Source organism: Eikenella corrodens, from assembly GCF_003990355.1.
Taxonomy (GTDB): domain Bacteria; phylum Pseudomonadota; class Gammaproteobacteria; order Burkholderiales; family Neisseriaceae; genus Eikenella; species Eikenella corrodens_B.
In genome coordinates this window covers 1,908,606-1,930,450 of the sequence record NZ_CP034670.1, presented here as the reverse complement: position 1 = coordinate 1,930,450, position 21,845 = coordinate 1,908,606, and the positions used below count along the sequence as shown (strand labels likewise).

Here is a 21,845-nt window from a genome sequence, read left to right as displayed (position 1 = left end):
TCACGCTTTCAGGTAGCCTTATCCCATGAGCGCCGATTTCAAACAACAACTCAAGCTCACCGACACCACCGCCGGCAAGCTCGCCAAGCTGCATATCCGCAGCCTGTGGGATGCCGTGCTGCACCTGCCCCTGCGCTACGAAGACGAAACCCACCTTACCCCCATCAAAGACGCGCCCGTGGGCGTATCCTGCCAAGTGGAAGGCGAAGTGACGCATCAGGAAATCCAGTTCCGCCCGCGCCGCCAGCTGATTGCCCAAATCCGCGACCAATCCGGCAGTGTGCTGCACCTGCGCTTTATCCATTTCTACCCCGGTCAGCAAAAACAGCTCGCCGTAGGCAAACGCATCCGCGCCATCGGCGAAATCCGCCACGGCTTTTTCGGCGACGAAATGGTGCACCCCAAAATCCGCGATGCGGCAAGCCAAAGCCTGGCCGAGAGCCTCACTCCCGTGTATCCCACCGTGTCCGGCCTCAGCCAGCCCACGCTGCGCCGCATTATCCGCCAAGCCCTCGGGCAAACCGATTTGGCCGACACGTTACCTGAAAGCCTGCTGGCAAAGCTCAAGCTGCCGCCGCTGGCCGAAAGTCTGCACCTTCTGCACGCGCCGCCGCCCGAATACAGCATCGGCCAATTGTCGGACGGCAGCCTGCCTGCCTGGCAGCGGCTGAAGTTCGACGAACTGCTCGCCCAGCAGCTTTCCATGCGTCTGGCCCGTGCACAGCGGCTCAGTGGGCAGGCCGTGCCGCTGGTGGGCGACGGCAGCCTGGCCAAACCGCTGGTGCAGAGTCTGCCTTTCGCCCTCACCGCCGCGCAGGAGCGCGTGCTGGCCGAAATCCGCCAAGATTTGGCACAGCCGCACCCGATGCACCGCCTGCTGCAGGGCGATGTGGGCAGCGGCAAAACCATCGTGGCCGCGCTTTCTGCGCTGGCCGCCATCGAAGCAGGCGCGCAAGTGGCCGTGATGGCGCCCACCGAAATCCTCGCCGAGCAGCACCACATCAAATTCCGCCAATGGCTCGAGCCGCTGGACATCAGCGTGGCCTGGCTTTCAGGTAGCCTCAAAAAGAAAGAAAAAGACCAAGCCAAAGCCGCGCTGGCTGACGGCCGCATCCGCCTGGCCGTGGGCACGCACGCCCTGTTTCAAGACGACGTATCCTTCCAAAACCTCGGCCTGGTGATTGTGGACGAGCAGCACCGCTTCGGCGTGGCGCAGCGCCTCGCCCTGAAAAATAAAGGCCGCGACGTACACCAGCTGATGATGTCTGCCACCCCGATTCCGCGCACGCTGGCCATGAGCTTCTTTGCCGACCTCGACGTTTCCATCATCGACGAGCTGCCACCCGGCCGTACACCGATTAAAACCCGCTTGGTCAACAACATCCGCCGCCGCGAAGTGGAAGGCTTTGTGCTGGCTACCTGTAAAAAAGGGCGGCAGGCCTATTGGGTGTGCCCGCTGATTGAAGAGAGCGAAGCGCTGCAGCTGCAAACCGCCACCGATACGCTCGCCGAGCTGCAGGCCGCCCTGCCCGAGCTCACCATCGGCCTGGTGCACGGCCGCATGAAAAGCGCGGAGAAAGCCGCCGTGATGGCTGAATTTGCCGCCGGGCGCATCCATGTGCTGGTGGCCACCACCGTGATCGAAGTGGGGGTGGACGTGCCCAACGCCGCCCTGATGGTGATCGAACACGCCGAGCGCATGGGGCTTTCCCAGCTGCACCAATTGCGCGGCCGGGTAGGGCGCGGCGCCGCGGTATCCAGCTGTGTGCTGCTGTTTGCCGAGCCCTTGGGCGACACCGCCAAAGCCCGCCTCAAGGTGATCTACGAAAATACCGACGGCTTTGAAATCGCCCACCAAGACCTCAACATCCGCGGCCCCGGCGAATTCCTCGGCGCCCGCCAAAGCGGCCTGCCCATGCTGCGTTTCGCCAATTTGGAGCAAGACCTGCCCCTCTTGGAAGCCGCCCGCCGGATCGCGCCCGAGCTCATCGCCCGCCACCCCGATATTGTGGAAAAACACCTAGAACGCTGGCTGGCCAGCCGCGAAGGTTATTTGGGCGTGTGAACGGGCAAAGGCTATCTGAAAGCGAAGCTTCAACGCGGTTAAAACCAGTGAAGCGGGTTTCTTTGGATCGGATCGGACTTCCGTGGGAGAAGGGCTCTGCGGAGCTAGAATTTCAGGTAGCCTTCATCGGGCTACCTGAAAATCCGGTGTGCGCTATGGCTGAATCATTTCTTTATAGAAAGCGGCATGGTTGCGCCGCTGTGTGTTTCCGCCACAATATCCCGCCCGATGCCCGCCGTATTTCCGCCGCCCGCCGGCTTGCTGATAAAATCCACACTTCTTCTGATTAATCAACAAAAAGAGTAAAGCATGAACAATCAAGATTTTAACCGTTATGCCCCGCCGAGCACGCCGTTTGAAGAAATCTCCCGCAGCATTGAAGACGACGGCTATTTGGGCGAGCCGCAGGCCGTGGGCATGGGGCGGGCGATGGGCTGGCTGCGTGATGCATGGAGCTTGTTTAAACAGCGGCCGGGCAAATGGATGGGTGCGGTGCTGCTGATTCTGCTTGCCAACGTTGTTATTGCACTTATCCCTATCGTCGGCCCGCTGTTGCAGCCGCCGCTGATGACCTTCCTATTGGCCGGTGTGGCCTATGCGGCGCAAGACACCGAGCAGTATGGTAATTTCAGTATCGGCGATATTTTTTCTACCGGCTTTCGGGAGCGGGCTTTGAGCCTGTTGGGTGTGGGGCTGTTTACTTTTGCCCTAACCTTGCTGTACGGCGCAATCGTTTACTTTGTATTCGGTAGTGATGTGTTGCAGGCATATTTGGACAATGTGCAGGAAGGGATGCCAAACAACCTGAAGGCCATGAATTTGGTTTTCGCCATTGTTTATTTGTCTCTCACTTTCCTTACCCCCACGCTGATTATCCTGCAAGGCGAAAAGCTGTTCCGCGCCATCGGCCTGAGCCTGAAAGGCTTTCTCCGCAACATCGGCGGTGCGTTTTGGTGTTCGCTGCTTATATTTTTGGCCTTCCTCGGCGTGATATTTAGCGGTGCGGTTTTGACAGGCTTCTTGGCCTCGCTCGCGCCGGGATTGGGCAAAGCTGCCCTGGTGCTGCTGGCCGTTGCCGTGCTGGCCTGCCTGCCGGTGCTGTTTATCCTGCCTTATGCGGTTTACCGCGATCTGTTTTTTGAGCGGGAATAGCCTATCCTTCCATTCCAGGCAACAGGCTACCTGAAAATCTAGTGTTCCGGTTTTAGGTAGCCTGTTTTGTATAATATGGGTCGCTGCCAAAAGGCTGCCTGAAAAACAAGCCGGTTATCTCAAAAATCTTCCAAACACACTCCACACCATGCCCTCCCCATCAGCCTTCCAAACCCTCAAAGCCATCGCTGCCCAAAACCGCCGCCGTCTCATCGGAACGTTCTCTCTGGTGGCAGCGGAAAACCTGCTTATCAATACTTATCCGTTGTTTGCCGGCTTCGCCATCAACCAGGTGGTGTCCGGCAGCTTGTGGGGTGCGGCAGGTTATGCGCTGCTGATGATTGTGATTTACAGCGTGTCAGCAGCACGCCGCAGTGTGGATACTCGAGCCTTTGCCAAAATCTATGCCGAAACAGCCGTGCCAGTAATTCTGCGCCAGCGCGAAAGTGGGAGCAGCCATTCGGAAACCGCTGCCCGTGTAGCTCTTTCCCGTGAGTTTGTGGATTTTTTCGAGTTGCACCTCCCCTTGTTTACTACTTCAGTGTTTTCCGCCGTTGGCTCGGTGGTGATGCTGCTGGTGATTGAGTTTTGGGTGGGCGCTGCGGCACTGTTGGTGGCGGCGGTGTTTGCTCTGTTGGTGCCGCGTTTTGCTGCCGTGAATGATCGGCTCTACCACCGCCTGAACAACCGCTTGGAAAAGGAAGTGGATTTGGCGGGTACGGCTGGCGAGCATACTTTGTTGAAACATTATTCCTTCTCCGCCCGCCTACGGATTCTGATTTCCAATCGTGAAGCTGCCAGCTTCCTGACTATAGGGCTGGCGCTGAGCTTCCTGTTCGGTACGGCATTGTTGCTGCTTACCCTCCAGGGCTATGGTAGCGCGGGGCACGTTTACTCCGTAACCACTTATCTGTGGAACTTTGCCATGAGCTTGGACGATAGCCCGCAGCTTTTGGAGCAGTATGCCAAACTCAAAGATATCGGTAAGCGGGTTGAAATGTAGTTGTACTGTGGTTTAGATGGATAGGAAAAGGCTACCTGAAAACCGGCATGCTTCCGGTTTCAGGTAGCCTTTGTTTTCGCAGCATAGCTGCCAGCCGATATTATTCGATAGCTTATTTCCGCTTTTTTAAGTGAAGTGGCATTTTCTTAGTGATTGCTCGGCGTTAGCTAGTTAATCATGCCTCTGATGCAGTATTTTTCCTGCCTGCTCTTGTTTTTTATGCCGCGCTGCGGTATCTTGATTTTTCTTTTTTTACACAACCCCGCATCTCTTCCGAGGGTGCGGCGTGCAGACTGTTACCGGTTGTTGCCGTTTTGCGTACCTTAAATCCGCCCGGCTTCAGCCAGCGCACTACCATGCCGGGGTAAAGCTGCCGCCGACTGTCGGCTGATGTGCATAAAAGGAGAGGTTTGATGCAGTTATCAGGCGCACAAATATTGGTGCAAAGTCTTAAGGCCGAAAACGTGGAATACGTGTTCGGCTATCCCGGCGGCGCGGTTTTGGAAATCTACGACGCTCTCTACCAACTCCACAAATTCGAGCATATTCTGGTACGCCACGAGCAGGCTGCGGTGCATGCCGCCGATGCCTATGCGCGCGTGAGCGGCAAGGTGGGCGTGGCGCTGGTTACTTCCGGCCCGGGCGCCACCAACGCCATCACCGGCATTGCCACGGCCTATAGCGACTCCATCCCGCTGGTGGTGATCTCCGGCCAGGTGCCTTCGCCCGCGGTGGGCTCGGATGCGTTTCAGGAAATTGATATGGTGGGCATTTCCCGCCCGTGCGTGAAGCACAATTTCCTAGTCACCGAGGTGGACGAAATCGCGCCCACCATCAAAAAGGCGTTTCAAATCGCGCAGAGCGGCCGCCCCGGCCCGGTGGTGGTGGACATCACTAAAGATGCTACGCAGGCGCTTTCTAAGTTCAGCTATCCGCAGGAAGATATTTTTATCCGTTCCTACCAGCCGGTTACGCACGGCCATATCGGCCAGATTAAAAAAGCGGTGCAGATGCTGGCGGCGGCCAAACGCCCGCTGGTGTATTTCGGCGGCGGCGTGATTTTGGGCAATGCGGCCAAACAGCTCACCGAATTGGTGCAGCTTTTGAACATTCCCTGCACCGGCACGCTGATGGGTTTGGGCGGCTATCCCGCTTCCGACCGCCGCTTCCTCGGCATGCTCGGTATGCACGGCACATACGAGGCCAACTTGGCCATGCACGATGCCGATGTGATTTTGGCCGTGGGCGTGCGTTTTGACGACCGCGTAATTTCCGTGCCGGCCAAATTCCTGGAACAGCCGAGGAAAATTATCCACATCGACATCGATCCTTCCAGCATCGCCAAGCGCGTGAAGGCCGATGTGCCGATTGTGGGCGACGTGAAAAACGTGTTGGAGGAAATGATCGGCCTGTGGCGCAAGCAGGAATTGCAGTTTAATCCGGCCAATCTGGAAAAATGGTGGCAGCGCATCGAAGCTTGGCGCAGCCGCGACTGCCTCGCCATCGAGCCGCATGAAGACATTATCCTGCCGCAGCAGGTGGTGCGCACCCTGGCCGAAGTAACCCGGGGCAACGCCATCATCACTGCCGACGTGGGGCAGCACCAAATGTTTGCCGCGCAGTATTACCCCTTCTCCCAGCCGCGCCAATGGCTCAATTCCGGCGGCCTTGGCACCATGGGCGTGGGTCTGCCTTATGCCATGGGCGCGTATCTGGCCGCACCGGATCGCGATATTTGCTGCATCACCGGTGAAGGCTCGATTCAGATGAACATCCAAGAGCTGGCTACCTGCAAACAATACAACCTGCCGGTGAAAATCATCTGCCTGAACAACGGCTACCTCGGCATGGTGCGCCAATGGCAGGAGCTGTATTACAGCAACCGCGAAGCCGAAACCTATTTCGACACGCTGCCCGATTTCGTGAAACTGGCCGAAGCCTACGGCCATGTGGGCATGCGCATTGAAAAGCCGGCCGACGTGGAAGGCGCGCTGCGCGAAGCCCTCGCACTGAAAGACAGGCTGGTGTTTATGGATTTCGCCGTCGATCCCAAACAAAACGTCTTCCCCATGGTGGGCAACGGCAAAGGCTTGGACGAAATGGTGTTGCCGCCGCATATGCGCGAGCGCAAAGCCGATTCCGATGTAAACGAAGTAACCGACCGCCACTATGACACAAGGAGCGTGCCATGATGCGACACATTTTATCCATTCTGATGGAAAACGAATCCGGCGCCATGAGCCGCGTGGTCGGCCTCTTTTCCGCGCGCGGCTACAACATCGATGCGCTTTCCGTAGCCCCCACCGAAGACCCGACCCTCTCGCGCATGACCATCGTTACCCGAGGCAACGACCAAGTGCTCGAGCAGATTACCAAGCAGCTCAACAAGCTGGTGGAGGTGGTGAAAGTAATCGACTTCAACAATTGCCGCCATGTGGAACGCGAACTGATGTTGGTAAAAGTGCGCGCCTTGGGCAAAGACCGCGATGAGCTCCTGCGCCTGACCGATATTTACCGCGGCCAGGTGGTGGACGTAACCGATAAAAGCTATGTGATCGAAATCACCGGCACCAGCGACAAACTCGACAGCTTTCTCGAAACCGTGCCCAAAGGCTTGATTCTGGAAACCGTGCGCACCGGTGCCGCCGGCATCGGGCGCGGCGAGCGGATTTTGAAGATTTGATGTTGCCGGGCAGGCCCAAGCCTGCCGTGAATTTTCAAACAGCCTTTGTATGAAATGTCGGATACCCTATCCGGCCGGCCGCTGCGCCGTAGAGGCTACCTGAAACCAAGCAAATATTTTTCAGGTAGCCTTTCTCTCTTTCAGGCTACCTGAAAATCCATAGAGCGTAGGTTGGGTTAGCCACGGGCGTAACCCAACCAATAGCAGAATGTTGGGTTTATCAACCCAACCTACGCCCTGCGGCACGAAACAAGAAAAGGCTGCCTGAAACTTTTCAGGTAGCCTTTCTTTCTTTTGGGGTTGCCTGAAAAGCCGTAGCCGTTTAGGGTGCATGCAGAACGCGCGCGCAAGGTTTGGGATGGCGTGTGTTCCGCACATCCTAAGGTAATCTGTCGGTATGGCAATGCTGGCTTACGGCTGTGTCGGATGCCGGTATCCGGCCTGCAGCCGCCGTAGAGGCTACCTGAAAAAAGATTATGCTATTATTTACGGATAATTGTGTTCAACCCTGTGAAAGGAAAAAACATGAAAGCAACATATCGGTTGGCCGCTGCGGCGGTGTTGGCTGCCCTGTTGTCGGCCTGCGGTGCCGGCGTAGGCGTGAGCGGCGGCGATGGCCATGTGGGTGCGCGCGGCTCGGTGGATTTGGGCAACGGCAATAGCAGCGTGACGCCTTATGGCAAAGTGGGCGTGGGGGTGGAGGTAACGCGCTAGGCAGCTGTGTTACTGTTTCTATATCTGCCCGTTATAGTGGATTAACAAAAATCAGGACAAGGCGGCGAGCCGCAGACAGTACACACGTTACGGCAAGGCGAGCCAACGCTGTACTGGTTTTTGTTAATTCACTATAGAAAGGCTACCTGAAAACCGTTTGGATGGTTTCAGGCAGCCTTTTTGTTGTTCGGTATGGCTATTCAGCCGCGGCACATCAGGCGTTGGGTTTCGTGCCACATGCCGTCGGGGCGTGGTTCGACCACGGCGATGAGGCCGGGGGCTCGGCGGGCGAGTTCGGCGGCGCTGATGGTTTGTTCAAACGGGACGCGGGCGGGGGCGAGGTAGGCGAGGCGGGGCAGGGGGTAGAAGCGTTGTGCGGCTTGGGCGGGGTAGTCTGCCCATTGCGGGAGGAGGAGGCCGCTCCAGCCGAGGGGATTGAGGGGGCTGCCGTTGAGGCTGCCGTTTGGGGTGAAGCCGGTGCCGCGGATGATGGTGGCGGTGTGTAGGGCTGAACTGCTAAGGTTTTTTGCTTTGTGCAAATCTGTTTCGCCTGTATTGGTTTTGCAGGGGTTTGCTTCGCTCGTTTTAGCTTCGCAGAAACCCGCTTCGCTCGTTTTAGCTTCGCAGAAACTCACTGCGTTCGTTTTAGCTTTGCAGAAACTCGCTTCGCTCGTTTTCAGGTAGCCTTGGAGTGGGGCGGGCAGTTGGGCGCGGGCTTGGGGGGTGTGGAGGAGGCAGCATTGTTGTTGCAGTTTGGCGGCTTTGCCGAGCAGGGTGTCGGCGGGGTTGAGGCCTTGGAAGTCGTCGGGTGCTGTGCCGCCGTAGTATTTGCAGGTGAGTTCGAGGTGGTAGGGGGTGGAGTCGAGCAGGCAGAGGAAGTCGGCGGCGCCGAGGGTGTGGCCGCTTTCGCTATGGACGGGGTGGTTGCGGGCGATGAGTTGGCAATGGGGGGCGTGGGCCAGCCAGAAGGCGAGCAGGCTTTCGGCGTAGCGGCCTAGGCGGTGGCCGAAGGGGGCTTCTTGTTCGAGCCATTGCGTCAGTGGGGCAGGGGCGTCGTCGAGGCTGAGCAGGAAGCGGAAGCCTTGGCTGCCGAGCAGGCGGGGGATGGGGAGCTCGCAGCCGCTGTGCCACAGGGGTGGTGCGGTGAGCAGGGCGGCGAGGTCGCGCACGGCGGGGTGGCGCAGCCGCCACCAGATGGCATCGAGGGCGTAGTTCATGGTTGGGCGGGAAGGCAGCGGGCAAAGGCGGTTTGCAGGTGTTGGAGAAAGCCGGGATGGCTTAAGTTGGTGTCGATGGCTTGGTGGGCAGGATGGCTGAAGCCGCCGTTGGGTTCGCGGCGGGAAGGCAGCAGGCGGACGGTTTGGCCGGGTGTGGCGAGCAGCAGTACCAGGCTGCTTTCGATATCGAATTTTTTGGTGGCGGGGTAGCCGCTGAAGCGGGTGATGCGTTGCATGAGACGGCTTTCGTTCAGTTGGGTTGGGCTGACGGTTTGTTTGGTGGGCAGCAGGCTGTGCAGCAGGGGGGACAAGGCAGCTTGCGGCGGCGGCGGAGAGTTTGACGATGCGTTCGGACAGCCAGTCGGCGGCGTTGCCGCTATCGAGAGCGTCGTAGCTGATGAGGACGAGGTCGCCGTTGGGTAGGCGGCACAGTTGGCAGGCGTAGGTAAAGGGCATGGTGGAGTAAGATGGAAATTGATGTGAGGGAATGTAGCGATGACGGGGTGGGCAGTCAAGTTGTCTCAAGAGGCTACCTGAAAAGAGGGCGTGGTTTCAGGTAGCCTTTCGTTTGTGGATTGTGTGTGAAATCATTTGTTTTTTATGGGTTGACACCGGATAATACGCGCGACGCGGCGTGTGCCGGATGAATTAATTGAGGCTGTGTATGTATAAAACGAAGAAGCGTGGCTGGCTGCCGTGGGTGGTTGGCGGGTCGCTGTTGTTGGCGGTGGTACTTTTAATTGTGCAGATACGCGATGTGCTTTCGCCGTTTGTGGTGGCTGCGGTGTTGGCCTATATTTTGAACCCGCTGGTAGAAAAGCTCTGCCGGCACAGGGTGCGGCGTGCGATGGCGGCGATGCTGGTGATGGTGTTTGCGTTGCTGCTGCTGGTGTTGCTGCTACTGATAGTGGTGCCGATGTTGGTGCAGCAATTTGGCAGTTTGCTGGATAAACTGCCGGAATTGGCGGCATTTGCGCAAAATAAGGCGCTGCCCTGGATTAATCATATGCTGGGCACGCATTGGGTGTTAAACGACCAATCGGTATCGAAATGGCTAAGCGGCCATGTGGGCAGTGTTCAGGCAGGGCTTTCCAAGGCGCTGCCGGCCTTGTTGGAACGGGGCGGCAATTTGGTAACCAGGTTGGGCAATTTGATGGTGCTGCCATTTTTGCTGTATTACTTCCTGCTGGATTGGTCGCGCTGGGCAGAGGGAATTAACACCATGATTCCGCGCCGCTATCTGGCAGCCTATACGCGCATTGGCGGCAATATGGATACGGTGTTGGGCGAATTTTTGCGCGGCCAGCTGATTGTGATGCTGATTATGGGGCTGCTCTACGGTTTGGGACTGATGCTGGCCGGGTTGGAATCGGGCTTTGCTATTGGTATGGTGGCGGGGCTGTTGGTGTTCGTGCCGTATTTGGGGACGTTCACCGGCCTGCTGCTGGCCACAATGGCAGCGCTGTTGCAGTTTGACACTTGGCAGGGGCTGATTACCGTGTGGGCAGTGTTTGCCGTGGGGCAGTTTTTGGAAAGTTTCTTCATCACGCCGAAAATTGTGGGCGACCGCATCGGGCTTTCGCCGTTTTGGGTGATTTTCGCCTTGATGGCTTTCGGCAGCCTGTTGGGCTTTGTGGGCATACTGCTGGCGCTGCCTTTGGCCGCAGTAACGCTGGTGTTGCTGCGCGAGGGCGTGGCGGCATATATGGATAGCGGGTTCTACCGGCGAGAGAAATAGTCGGGCAGGGCAGGCGTTGTTTGCACAGGCTACCTGAAACGGCACAGCGGAATTTTGGTGCAGATAAAGTTTCAGGTAGCCTTTGGTTTGGTTTGGTTTTGGAGGCAGGTTGGGAAATGTGCTGAGCCGCCCGGTTTTGTTGTATTGGGCAAACGCTCTTTCCCCGCTTGCCCGCCGTTTGCCGAAAATAGCCCGTGGCTACTTGCATTTAGACAACATCGCCAGTAAAATGCCTCGCTTACGGATTTTATTTTACTTATCAGGAGATTTTTCATATGGCCAATAGCGCCCAGGCACGCAAACGCGCCCGCCAGTCGCAGAAAAACCGTGCACACAATGCCAGCCTGCGTACTGCTTTCCGTACCGCAGTGAAGAAAGTTTTGAAGGTTGTAGAAAGTGGCGATAAAGCCGCCGCCCAAGCCGAATTCGTGGCAGCCACCAAAGTGATGGACCGCATCGCCGACAAAGGCGTGTTCCACAAAAACAAAGCCGCCCGCCACAAAAGCCGCTTGGCTGCCAAAATCAAAGCCATGGCCTAAGCCGCTTGCCGCATAAACGCTGCCGCATCTTGCAAATAGATGCGGCTTTGTTTTGCGCGGAAGGTTTGTATAGTGAATTAACAAAAACCAGTACAGCGTTGGCTCGCCTTGCCGTACTGTTTGTACTGTCTGCGGCTCGCCGCCTTGTCCTGATTTCTGTTAATCCACTATAGAGCGGCTGTGAGGCTACCTGAAAAATATGCCAATCCCGGCCAGCCGCTGCCGCCCCATCTGTAAGGCAGCCGCCAAAATGCGCTACAATGTGCCCACTATCTTGCACAACAGGAATACCCAATGATCTACGGCATCGGCACCGACATCCTGCGTATCGAGCGCATCGAGCAGCTATACGGGAAATACGGCCAGGCATTGGCCGAACGCCTGCTCAGCCGCATCGAACTTTTGGAGTGGCGATCCGTCGGCAACAAGGCAAATTTTTTGGCCAAGCGGTTTGCCGCCAAAGAAGCCTTTGCCAAAGCCGTGCACACCGGCTTGCGCTCGCCGGTAACACTGCACCACATTTCCATCGCCCACGACAAACTTGGCCGCCCCGAATTCGTGGTGGAGCTGCCCTTGCAGGAATGGCTGCGCCACCAAGGTATCGGGCGCGTGCATTTGAGCCTGAGCGACGACAACGGCGCGGTGGTGGCCTTTGCCGTGGCCGAAAAAGCCTAACCGCCAGAGCAGTACACCAGTATTCAAACAATAAAAACAAACACATCAATTTTCAGGTAGCCCTAATCGCCCGCAGGCCGGCCTGACAAAACAGTTAATCCAAAGCAAATAGAGAAAGGAAACACCATGTTCTACAGCCGCAACGTCGTTAGCAACACCTTGCTATACGAACGCCCCGCCGACAGCATGGACGCCTTCAGCCAAAGCCTGGCCGAAATGCGCACCGCCCAGCGCCGCTTTGCCGCTGCCGGCGTGCAGGCGCGGGTGGCTATGCTTGCTGCCTTTGCCGACCGGCTCGAAGCTGGAAAAACCAAGCTCGCCCGCATGATTTGCGAAGAAGTCGGCCGCTGCCTGCGCGAATGCGAAGCCGAGATGGACAAATCCGTTTCCCTCATCCGCTATTATGTGAAACTCGCCCCCCAGCTTCTGCAACACCAAACCATCGCCACCCAGGCCAGCCTCAGCCAAGTGCGCTTCGAGCCATTAGGCGTGGTGCTGGCCGTGATGCCGTGGAACTACCCTGTGTGGCAGATTATCCGCTTTGCCGTGCCAGCCCTCTGCTCCGGCAATGCCTGTTTGGTGAAACCCGCGCCCAGCGTGGCTCGGGTAACCGCCGCCCTGTTTGATATTGTCGGCAGCGAATTGCCCTGGCGCGCCGCCTGGCTGGCACACGAAGACGTAGAACACGCCATCGCCCAAACCGATGCGCTGGCCTTCACCGGCTCTGCCAACATCGGCCGCCGCCTGGCCGGTTATGCCGGCAGCCACCTGAAAAAATGCGTGATGGAGCTCGGCGGCAGCAACGCCTTCATCGTGCTCGACGATGCCGACATCGCCCAAGCCGCCGCCGACGCCTGCTACGCCCGCTTCCGCGATGCCGGCCAATCCTGCAACGCAGGCAAACGCATCATCCTCACCGAAGGCATCGCCGCCGAATTCACCCGCCTCTTCCTCGAGCACTGCCGCCGCCTCACCCCCGGCTGCCCGCTCGACCCCGGCACCACCCTCGCCCCGCTGCACCGCAAAGACCTGCAGCTGCAAGTGCACGAACAAGTGCAGGACGCGCTCGAACACGGCGCGAAACTCCTGCTCGGCGGCGAGCTGCCCAACGAAGCCGACACCACCTTCTACCCCGCCACCGTGCTCGACAACATCACCCCCGCCTGCCGCATGTACCGCGAAGAAGTGTTCGGCCCCGCCGTGGGCATTTTCCACGCCCGCGATGCCGCCGATGCCGTGCGCCTGGCCAACGACAACCCCTTCGGGCTCGGCGCCAGCATCTATTCCGCCAATCTCGATAAAGCCTGGGAGCTTGGCCAGCAAATCGAAGCCGGCAGCGTATTCATCAACCGCCACACCAGCAGCGACTTGCGCCTGCCTTTCGGCGGCGTAAAAGACTCCGGCTTCGGGCGTGAGCTCTCCGAATTCGGCTTGTATGAATTTGTGAACGTGAAAGCATATTGGCAGAAATAGCGCGGCAGAAGGCTACCTGAAAATGCGCAACCGTTTTTCAGGTAGCCTTGTGTCTGCGCAGTAGGTCGGGCATTTATGCCCAACACCGGCCTAGAACATAAAATTCGGCATCCACACCCAAACCGCATTTTTCAGGTAGCCTCCCGCTTTGAGGCTACCTGAAAACCCACTAAGGACACACTATGTCAGTCGGACACTACGAAAATTTCCCCGTCGGCTCGCTGGTTTTGCCGCGCCGCCTGCGCCGACCGGTGCACGCCATTTATGCGTTTGCCCGCACTGCCGACGATATCGCCGACGAAGGCAATTTGCCCAACGAAGAACACCTGCGCCAGCTTGATAATTTGCGCGCCGAACTCGATCGTCTTGCTGCAGGCCAAACCCCACACAGCGAATTGATGCAGCGGCTCGAGCGCGAAGCCATCCGGCCGTTTAATCTTCCGCTCGAGCCTTTCTACCACTTACTTTCCGCCTTCAGCCAAGACGTGGTGAAAACCCGCTATCAGCACTTCGGCGAGCTGGTGGATTATGCCCGCCGCAGCGCTAATCCGATTGGCCGACTGCTGCTGCATCTCTACGGCCACACCGATCCGCTCAGCCTTGCCCAAAGCGACGGCATCTGCACTGCCCTGCAACTCATCAACTTCTGGCAAGACGTGGCTGTGGATTGGCAAAAGGGCCGCGTTTATCTGCCGCAAGACGATTTAGAGAAATTCGGCGTGAGCGAAGCGCAAATTGCCGAAGGCCGCGCCGATGCCGCCTTCCAACGCCTGATGGCGCACCAATGCCAACGCGCCCACAAAATGCTCAAAGCCGGCTCTCCGTTGGGTAAAACTCTGCATGGCCGCATCGGCTTCGAGCTGCGCCTGATTATCCTCGGCGGGCAAAGCATCCTGCGCAAGCTGGAGGAAAACCGCTACAACGTCTTCACCCACCGCCCCGTGCTTGGCGCGAAAGATTGGTGGCTGATGCTGAAACGGGCTTGGCTGAAAAAGTGAACGGCTGTATTCAGCCCAGCCAAAAGGCTACCTGGAAGTGCAGTTTCAACGAAGCCAAAACGATGTTTTCGAAGGAAGCGAGACTTTTGCGTGGTTGAACATTTTTCCACTAGATAATGAAAGGGAAAAGTAACATGCGAAAAACAGCTGGGCATATTATTTTTTGCCTTGCTGCAACCAGCGTATTAAGTGCCTGCGGAAGTGTTTATTACGGCGGGGAGCCTGTGAATAAATATCTGCGCGACAACAACGGCCAAGTGGTTTTAGATAAGAACAGCAACCTGCCGATTGTGAACCCCGAGTTTCACATCATGCGGGAAATGAACCGCTGATTATTTAGCCGAATAAGGAGGGAATAATGCGAAACAATATAGGTATGCGGGCAGTAGTATTGGCCGCCGCGATGCTTTTGGGCGCATGTAGTGCCGCCGAATTTTGGAACGGGGAGTATGCAGAGGGGGCGGCGCTCCGCAGCAGCAGGAATAAAGAGGCAGCTTTTTACGCGACCGAATCGCCACAGGCCAAAGCAACTCGGGCGCAAAACAGCCGGTTGTGCTGGAGCGAAACCAATCGCATCCATGTCGCAGATGCCGCACACTGGGATGCTGCCTACGATAGGTGTATGCGCCGGCGGGGTACGCCGATGTGGGCTGATGATATGGGGCGATAGTCTTTCTATGCCCAAAAGGCTACCTGAAAACGGGCTCGCGAGTTTCTGCGAAGCTAGAATTTTCAGGTAGCCTTAAAAACGATGGAATTGCATAGTATGCCAGAATGGTTTTGTAGGTTTGGTTGGTAACCATAACATTTCACTTTGTTTTTTGGGTTATGCCTGCGGTTAACCCGACCTACTCACTATGAGCATATCGATTAGGCGCAAGCGGAGAAATTTACCCGCGCCATCGGTTCGCACAACAGCCGCCCCGTACAGCCGCTGAATGCGCGGGTTGTTATTGAATAAGCGGTAACGCTGCAACGGTAACGCTGCAAATAGAAAAGCAGCCTACACTTCAGGAATTGGAAAGTGCAGGCTGCTTTTTTTGGGAATGTAAGGCAGGCATTTATGCCTACACAGGTGCAGGCTACCTCAAGCAAAGAACGCGTGCGTGCGTACCGCATACACCCTACACCTCGGTTTTAAAGTTTGTGCCGTCCGCAGGTAGAGAGTGGTGCAGCTACGCACGCGGTTGGCAGGGAGGCAGGCTACGGCTTGCTGCGCAAGCTGGAGGAAAACCGCTACAACGTCTTCACTCGCCGCACCGTGCTCGGCGCGAAAGATTGGTGGCTGATGCTGAAACGGGCTTGGCTGAAGAAATAATTGTTTGTTGTGATTGGCAATAAAAAGGCTGCCTGAAATTTTCAGGTAGCCTTTTTATTCAGCAAGAAGAAACTGATAACGAGAATTTACAACACGCGATTGATAAACAGCGTTACAAACAAGACTAAATATGAAAACGGCCAAAATAGTAGGGAAGTTAGTTTGGCGTTGGCAACATTAGCAAGCGTGTTATGCATATGATGCCACTCCAATTGCCGCAACACGATGCGGTTGAGCAAGAAGCCGATAATGAAATAGCCGAAGAACAAAACATTGCCAGCTAAGCTGCCAGATAAAAAAGTATAGCCAAGATACATGAAAAGCAAGCCACCTACATAGACAATAAGCCCCAGTTTCATCGGGGAAAGTGAGCTTTTTTGTTCTGGGCTATTTTCCGTGGTTAAATTTTAATTGTTTTTATCTATTGGCGTTTTCCTTAAAGGTGGGGTGAAATTGTAACGAGGATTATAATCCGTGGATAAATAAACGTCAAAAAAGGATATTTTGGTATTTACGCAAGTGGATACCATCATGGCGGATTTAAGCACTTTAGTGGGCGAGCGCATTCGGCAGCAACGCAAGCGGCTGGGTATCAACCAGGAGAAACTGGCATTGATTGCTGACATCGATCGCAGCTATATGGGACGGATTGAGCGCGGCGAAGTGAACGTCACTCTAGATAAACTCTATGGTCTGTGTGTCGTATTGCAATGTGAAGCAGCCGATTTGCTGCCACTTCGGGCGGAGCTTGATAGGCGGCAGGAATAAGATTAAGGCTACCTGAAAACCAGGAAATAGGGTTTTCTGGTAGCCTTTTGTTGCCTGGCAATGCCGCCGGGGGCTTCAAGAATACTCAATCAGCGCATAGGCTGAATGGTTGTGGATGCTTTCGAAGTTTTTGCTTTTCATGCTGAAGCGGTCGATGCGCGGGTCGTTTTTCAGCGCCACGGTGATGTCGCGCACCATGTCTTCCACGAATTTGGGATTTTCGTAGGCGTGTTCGGTAACGTATAGTGGATTAACAGAAATCAGAACAAGGCGGCGAGCCGCAGACAGTACACACGTTACGGCAAGGCGAACCAACGCTGTACCGGTTTTGTTAATTCACTAGACCTCTTGCGAAAGTATCCTGAAGATTTACAATTCCCAAATGAAATACGAAAACCTCATCCAAAGAAGCGACAGGGAATTCAAACGGCTCACAGGTGTAACGCCCGTCCTTTTTCATGAAATGCTGCAAGTCACCACAGAAGCAGAAAGCCGGAAGGTCAAGTCAGGCAGGCCGCATACGCTCGGTTTGGCAGACCAACTGCTGCTTACCCTAAGCTATCTGCGCCATTACCATACCCAACTCGAATTGGCCGCCATCTACGGCCTTTCCGAAAGCAATGTCTGCCGCACCATCCGTAAAACCGAGGACGCCCTCATCCGTTGCAAACGCTTCTCCCTGCCAAAGCACAAGAATCCGGGCGACCAAACGGTCATCATTGACGTTACCGAAAGCCCGATTGAACGTCCCAAAAAAACAGCGGCAGTATTACAGCGGCAAGAAAAGGCGGCACACGGTTAAAATCCGGGTCATATACGGCAGGGAAACGGAAAAAATCATCAGCATCCGGACGGGGATGGGTGCCCGGCATGACATGCGTTTAGCCAAGAGGCACCTTGCAGAGCTTTATCCCTACAAAATAGTCATTGCGGATAAGGGTTATCAAGGATTGGCCAAAACCGGATTACAGACCCCGAAAAAGAAATCCAAACGTCATCCGCCGGACAAACAGGATAAAGAGGCGAACAGGCGGTTAGGCAAACTCAGAACCGTCATCGAGCACATCAACAGGAAACTGAAGATATTCAAAATATTGTCGCTGCCTTACCGCAACAGGCGGAAACGGTTCGGGTTAAGGGCAAATCTGATTGCAGGACTGGTTAATGCGATGGGATGAATATTTTCGCAAGAGGTCTACTATAGTGTGTGTGGCGCCGCTACGCACGCAGTTGGTAGGGATGCAGGCTACGGCTTGCTGCGGCTAATCGTACCTACAGGCTACCTGAAAATGCCGTGCAACGGAAAAGCAGCCTGCACTTTAGGGTTTCAAAGTGCAGGCTGCTTTTTTGGAGATGTAGGGTGGGCATTTATGCCTACGCAGGTGCAGGCTGCCTCACGCAAAGAACGCGTGCGTGCATACCGCACACACCCTACACCGTGGTTTTAAAGTTTGTGCCACCCGCAGGTAGGGTGTGTGGTGCAGCTACGCATGCAGTTGGCGGGGATGTAGGCTATGGCTTGCTATTTCGGACATCCATGCAGCTCCAGACACGTCAAAGGATACGGCTTGCCGTCTATCGTAACCGTGTCTTTTTTCAGGCTGCTTTGGGGAGCGGTTTCCAGTTGCCGCTTTGCCCAATCGGGAAGGTCATACCATTTGAAGTCTTCCAGTCTGAGTTTGTTGTCTGACAGGACAACCCCGCCCAGGTCTTGTTGTGTTTCTCCATGCAACGGCTTTCCCGACAGATAAGGCACACACCGGATGCTTGGTGTTTTATATCCGGCAATCTGCTGTCCGTCGCTGCATTGCCATTCAATGCTGTTGATTGCCGCATCGGTTAAGCCCGTGTCCCGGCCAGAGTTGGTAAATCTGGATACCGTGTTGAGCAGCATCATATTTTCAGGCTGCCTTCCGTTGGCAGTGGCAGAGAATAAGGCGTTTTTGGGTGCGGCATCGGTCAGCACGATAGCGTTAAACTGCTTTTCAGGCTGCCTGAAAAACCATTCGCCGAAATCCTTACCCTCATAATCGGGCGGATAAAAATTGATGTCGTAGCGGTTTAGCCGCACGCAGTCGTCGTGCAGTTCCTGTATGTCGGCAAACGGTGTGTATGTGTCTTTATCGGCAGTGTAATTCGGCAAACCGAAAATCCGTATTCCTTTTTCGAGCGATTCGGAATGCCAGCCGGCAATCTGTTCGATTGTTGTGTGTTGCAGATTGCCCAAATACCAATTGGTCGGTTTTTCAGACAACAAAATCAGGCTGACAGACGGTGGTGCGCCGGCAAAATCCAAATACACGTTTTCGGCAGAGGTCTGGTTGCTTATGCGGTAAATATATTCTTCTTGGCGTTTCCACACAATTTTTTCGCGGACGCAATCTGCCGCTTTCTGCCGGAAAATCTGTCTGTGGTCCTCCATGGTCAGTCCTTTGACAACCTCCCTGTCGCTGCATTCGGCAATCTGCACAGACGGCTTTACGCCTGCAAAGCACCGCCAGCGTCCGTTTTCCGCTTTAAACCAAATACTGCGGCGTTCCAGCAAATCGGGAATGTAGTCTGATGTCGCACCGGTGGGTCGCAATCCGGTAGGGATGCCTCTGTCGTTATATTTATACCGTGGCAGAAACGTGTATTTATAGGCATTTAAACGCGGATAGTACAATACCTGCCAGCGCAGATACGGGCTGAAATCCTGCGGCATTTTGTCCGCCAAATCCGGAGATTCGGGGGGCGGCAGGCGTTTTTTCAGTGCGGCAACCGTTTCCGCCAACAAACTCTGCGCCTGCCGCCGCTCTTCTGCTTTGTGTTTTTGATACTGTTTTACAATTAAATCCGTGGCGTAAACCGCAATAGCGATGCCCGCTGCAAATACCGCTGTCCGCACTATTCTCGAAACGGTTGGATGGGTTCTCTCTGACATTTCTCAATCTTCCTGAAAATAGAAAGGTGCATTCATTCACTGTAATAAGAAAGCCATTATGGGGAATGAATGTAAAGATGCGGTAGAATTGTTGTAAATATTTGATGAAGATTTTCAGACTGCCTGAAAACACAGATTCCATATCCCAATCCCTTTTTCCCTTCTTGACCTTTAGAAAATAAACGTTCATATCCACCTCTTCCTTGTTTATCGCAGGCTTCCTCTACACCAAACTTCAAACAATCCGATAGAAAACCAAATGCATCAAAAATGGTACCTTTCTCCACACCATTTTTTCCAATTACGGCAGTTAGTGGAGTCAATGGTTTACTTTTCTGTTGATTCCATAGTTTCCCCCAATGTAACATCTTTAAGTGAACCAAAATTTTTAATACGGAAACCTTCAATTTTTGCCATTTAAATTCCTATATAAAATCAATTATATAAAACCTACTCAGCCCCAAACAACAAATTCTCCTTAATCCCCCGAATCCTATCCCGCAACACAGCCGCTTCTTCAAACTGCAAATCTCTAGCCGCCTGCTGCATGGCTTTTTCCAGTTTGGCGATTTCTTTAATCGCGTCTTCTTCGTTGTGAATCTCGCCGACTTTGACCTTGTTTTTGGTTTTCAGACGACCTTTGCCGCCGTCTTCTTCGTGGTACACGCCGTCGATGATGTCTTTGACCTGTTTTTTAATCTGCTGCGGCACGATACCGTGTTCTTCGTTGAATTTCATCTGTTTTTCGCGGCGGCGTTCGGTTTCGTCGATGGCGGCCTTCATGGAGTCGGTGATTTTGTCGGCGTACAGGATGGCGACGCCGTTCACGTTGCGCGCGGCGCGGCCTATGGTTTGAATCAGGCTGCGGTGCGAGCGCAGGAAGCCTTCTTTGTCGGCGTCGAGGATGGCGACGAGGGAGACTTCGGGGATGTCGAGGCCTTCGCGCAAGAGGTTGATGCCGACCAGCACGTCAAATAGTCCGAGCCGCAAATCTCTAATGATTTCAACGCGCTCGACGGTGTCGATGTCGCTGTGCAGGTAGCGCACTTTAATGCCGAGTTCGCTGTAGTAGTCGGTGAGTTGCTCCGCCATACGTTTGGTGAGGGTGGTAACGAGTACGCGTTCGCCTTTTTGGATGCGGTCGTTGATTTCGCTCATTAAGTCATCAACTTGGGTGGCGACGGGGCGGATGATGATTTGGGGGTCGACCAGCCCTGTGGGGCGGACGACTTGTTCGACCACTTGTCCGGCGTGTTCTTCTTCGTATTTGGCGGGGGTGGCGGAAACGAAGACGGTTTGCGGCATGACTTTTTCAAATTCGTGGAATTTGAGCGGGCGGTTGTCGCGGGCGGAAGGTAGGCGGAAGCCGTAATCCACGAGGTTTTGCTTGCGCGAGGCGTCGCCTTTGTACATGCCGCCGATTTGGGTAACGGTAACGTGGCTTTCGTCGATGAACATGATGGCGTTATCGGGCAGGTAGTCCATCAGCGTGGGCGGCGGTTCGCCTTCTTTTTTGCCGGAGAAGTGGCGGGAATAGTTTTCGATGCCTTTGCAGAAGCCCATTTCGTAGAGCATTTCGAGGTCGAAACGGGTGCGCTGTTCGATGCGTTGTTGCTCGACGGGGCGTTGTTCGCGGGCGAAAAATTCGATGCGTTCGCGCAATTCTTCTTTGATGGACTCGCAGGCGCGCAATACGGTGTCGCGCGGGGTAACGTAGTGGCTGGATGGGAAGACGGTGTAGCGGCCGACGCGCTGGTGCAGGCTGCCTGAAAGGGGATCAAACATATCGAGGCGGTCGATTTCGTCGTCAAACAGGCTGATGCGCAAGGCGTTTTCGGAGCTTTCGGCGGGGTACACGTCAATCACGTCGCCGCGTACGCGGAAGCTGCCGCGTTTGAAGTCTAAATCGCCGCGTTCGTACTGCATGGAAACGAGCGTGGCGATGATGTCGCGCTGCTCGATGGTGTCGCCTTCTTTGACGGACAACACCATTTGTTGATACTCGGTCGGGTCGCCGATACCGTAAATGGCGGACACGGTGGCGACGATAATCACGTCGTCGCGCGTCATCAGGTTTTTGGTGGCGGAAAGGCGCATTTGCTCGATGTGTTCGTTGATTGCGCTGTCTTTTTCGATGAACAAGTCGCGGCTGGGCACATAGGCTTCGGGCTGGTAATAGTCGTAGTAGGACACGAAATATTCCACCGCGTTTTCGGGGAAAAACTCGCGCATTTCGGCGTAGAGCTGGGCGGCAAGGGTTTTGTTGTGCGCCATGATGATGGCGGGGCGGCCGCTTTGCGCGATGACGTTCGCCATGGTGTAGGTTTTGCCCGAACCGGTTACGCCGAGCAAGGTTTGATAGGCCAAACCGTCTGAAAGCCCTTCGAGCAGGCCGGCAATGGCGGTGGGCTGGTCGCCCGCGGGCGGGAAGGGTTGGTGGAGTTTGAAAGGGGAATTGGGGTATTGGATGATGTCCATGAGACTACCTGAAAAAAGCGCGGGCAAAAGGGAGATTATAGCGCTAATGCGTGCGCTTGCTGCGGGGCGTGCTGGGGTTTCAGGTAGCCTTTTGTGGCCTG

20 protein-coding genes and 2 pseudogenes are annotated in these 21,845 nt (G+C 55.4%); 15 read left to right on the top strand and 7 right to left on the bottom strand.

The features are described from left to right. Positions 1-25: 25 nt before the first annotated feature. From recG to ELB75_RS09700, 6 genes are all read left to right on the top strand, one after another. Positions 26-2,065 (top strand): ATP-dependent DNA helicase RecG, encoded by a 2,040-nt coding sequence (recG, locus tag ELB75_RS09725; RefSeq protein ID WP_126983740.1) that lies wholly within the window; start codon positions 26-28, stop codon positions 2,063-2,065. 309 nt (positions 2,066-2,374) lie between these two features. Next, positions 2,375-3,217, top strand: coding sequence for a BPSS1780 family membrane protein (locus ELB75_RS09720; protein WP_126983739.1), 843 nt, complete (start codon positions 2,375-2,377; stop codon positions 3,215-3,217). A 148-nt stretch (positions 3,218-3,365) separates the two neighbouring features. Then, entirely contained in the window at positions 3,366-4,220 is an 855-nt protein-coding gene (locus ELB75_RS09715) for an ABC transporter six-transmembrane domain-containing protein (RefSeq protein ID WP_126983738.1), read from the top strand. A gap of 413 nt (positions 4,221-4,633) precedes the next feature. Continuing rightward, positions 4,634-6,412, top strand: a complete 1,779-nt coding sequence (gene ilvB / locus ELB75_RS09710; RefSeq protein WP_126984281.1) for a biosynthetic-type acetolactate synthase large subunit — start codon at positions 4,634-4,636, stop codon at positions 6,410-6,412. Continuing rightward, complete coding sequence (gene ilvN / locus ELB75_RS09705) at positions 6,412-6,903, top strand: acetolactate synthase small subunit (protein WP_035573514.1); 492 nt, start codon at positions 6,412-6,414, stop codon at positions 6,901-6,903. The genes ilvB and ilvN overlap by 1 nt, the downstream gene beginning before the upstream one ends. A 525-nt stretch (positions 6,904-7,428) precedes the next feature. Then, on the top strand, positions 7,429-7,617 hold the full coding sequence (locus ELB75_RS09700) for a hypothetical protein (protein WP_126983737.1): 189 nt from the start codon (positions 7,429-7,431) through the stop codon (positions 7,615-7,617). 200 nt (positions 7,618-7,817) lie between these two features. On the opposite strand, the gene ELB75_RS09695 is transcribed toward ELB75_RS09700, so the two are convergent. Both ELB75_RS09695 and ELB75_RS09690 read right to left on the bottom strand, forming a co-directional pair. Continuing rightward, a complete protein-coding gene (locus tag ELB75_RS09695) occupies positions 7,818-8,834 on the bottom strand; it encodes a DUF1853 family protein (protein ID WP_126983736.1) in 1,017 nt (338 codons plus the stop codon). After that, complete coding sequence (locus tag ELB75_RS09690) at positions 8,831-9,145, bottom strand: hypothetical protein (protein WP_126983735.1); 315 nt, start codon at positions 9,143-9,145, stop codon at positions 8,831-8,833. The genes ELB75_RS09695 and ELB75_RS09690 overlap by 4 nt, the downstream gene beginning before the upstream one ends. A gap of 353 nt (positions 9,146-9,498) precedes the next feature. Here ELB75_RS09690 and ELB75_RS09685 point away from each other — a divergent pair, with 353 nt between their 5' ends. The 7 genes and pseudogenes from ELB75_RS09685 to ELB75_RS12720 all read left to right on the top strand — a co-directional run bounded on the left by ELB75_RS09685 (position 9,499) and on the right by ELB75_RS12720 (position 15,575). Then, a complete protein-coding gene (locus ELB75_RS09685; protein WP_126983734.1) occupies positions 9,499-10,572 on the top strand; it encodes an AI-2E family transporter in 1,074 nt (357 codons plus the stop codon). 275 nt (positions 10,573-10,847) lie between these two features. After that, complete coding sequence (gene rpsT, locus ELB75_RS09680; RefSeq protein WP_003823349.1) at positions 10,848-11,111, top strand: 30S ribosomal protein S20; 264 nt, start codon at positions 10,848-10,850, stop codon at positions 11,109-11,111. A gap of 294 nt (positions 11,112-11,405) precedes the next feature. Next, on the top strand, positions 11,406-11,786 hold the full coding sequence (gene acpS, locus ELB75_RS09675; protein ID WP_126983733.1) for a holo-ACP synthase: 381 nt from the start codon (positions 11,406-11,408) through the stop codon (positions 11,784-11,786). Between the two features lie 126 nt (positions 11,787-11,912). Continuing rightward, positions 11,913-13,259 carry an aldehyde dehydrogenase family protein gene (locus ELB75_RS09670; protein WP_126983732.1) on the top strand — a complete coding sequence of 449 codons (1,347 nt, stop codon included), beginning with the start codon at positions 11,913-11,915 and terminating at the stop codon, positions 13,257-13,259. A 182-nt stretch (positions 13,260-13,441) separates the two neighbouring features. After that, on the top strand, positions 13,442-14,257 hold the full coding sequence (gene hpnC / locus ELB75_RS09665) for a squalene synthase HpnC (RefSeq protein ID WP_126983731.1): 816 nt from the start codon (positions 13,442-13,444) through the stop codon (positions 14,255-14,257). Positions 14,258-15,113: 856 nt separating this feature from the next. After that, positions 15,114-15,218: pseudogene (locus tag ELB75_RS13135) on the top strand (carbonic anhydrase); the annotation flags it as partial. Positions 15,219-15,401: 183 nt separating this feature from the next. Further along, positions 15,402-15,575, top strand: a complete 174-nt coding sequence (locus tag ELB75_RS12720) for a hypothetical protein (protein ID WP_206501449.1) — start codon at positions 15,402-15,404, stop codon at positions 15,573-15,575. An 86-nt stretch (positions 15,576-15,661) separates the two neighbouring features. Here the strand turns inward: ELB75_RS12720 and ELB75_RS09650 are convergent, their stop codons facing one another. Further along, positions 15,662-15,934 (bottom strand): hypothetical protein, encoded by a 273-nt coding sequence (locus ELB75_RS09650; RefSeq protein ID WP_126983730.1) that lies wholly within the window; start codon positions 15,932-15,934, stop codon positions 15,662-15,664. Positions 15,935-16,106: 172 nt separating this feature from the next. Between ELB75_RS09650 and ELB75_RS09645 the strand changes: the two genes are divergently transcribed. Then, positions 16,107-16,343 (top strand): helix-turn-helix domain-containing protein, encoded by a 237-nt coding sequence (locus tag ELB75_RS09645; protein ID WP_126984280.1) that lies wholly within the window; start codon positions 16,107-16,109, stop codon positions 16,341-16,343. 75 nt (positions 16,344-16,418) lie between these two features. On the opposite strand, the pseudogene ELB75_RS09640 reads toward ELB75_RS09645, so the two are convergent. Next, positions 16,419-16,586 (bottom strand): annotated as a pseudogene (locus ELB75_RS09640) (GTP cyclohydrolase, FolE2/MptA family); the annotation flags it as partial. A gap of 139 nt (positions 16,587-16,725) precedes the next feature. Between ELB75_RS09640 and ELB75_RS09635 the strand changes: the two are divergent. Further along, a protein-coding gene (locus ELB75_RS09635; protein ID WP_126982866.1) for an IS5 family transposase occupies positions 16,726-17,521 on the top strand; the annotation gives its coding sequence in 2 pieces (ribosomal slippage) (positions 16,726-17,091 and positions 17,093-17,521; 795 coding nt in all). Between the two features lie 344 nt (positions 17,522-17,865). Here the strand turns inward: ELB75_RS09635 and ELB75_RS09630 are convergent. The 3 genes from ELB75_RS09630 to uvrB all read right to left on the bottom strand — a co-directional run bounded on the left by ELB75_RS09630 (position 17,866) and on the right by uvrB (position 21,744). Continuing rightward, a complete protein-coding gene (locus ELB75_RS09630) occupies positions 17,866-19,266 on the bottom strand; it encodes a hypothetical protein (protein WP_126983729.1) in 1,401 nt (466 codons plus the stop codon). A gap of 56 nt (positions 19,267-19,322) precedes the next feature. Next, the gene (locus tag ELB75_RS12715) at positions 19,323-19,589 is read right to left on the bottom strand and encodes an ATP-binding protein (protein WP_206501448.1); all 267 of its coding nucleotides are present in this window, start codon (positions 19,587-19,589) and stop codon (positions 19,323-19,325) included. Between the two features lie 127 nt (positions 19,590-19,716). Then, a complete protein-coding gene (uvrB, locus tag ELB75_RS09620) occupies positions 19,717-21,744 on the bottom strand; it encodes an excinuclease ABC subunit UvrB (protein ID WP_126983728.1) in 2,028 nt (675 codons plus the stop codon). Between the last annotated feature and the right edge of the window lie 101 nt (positions 21,745-21,845).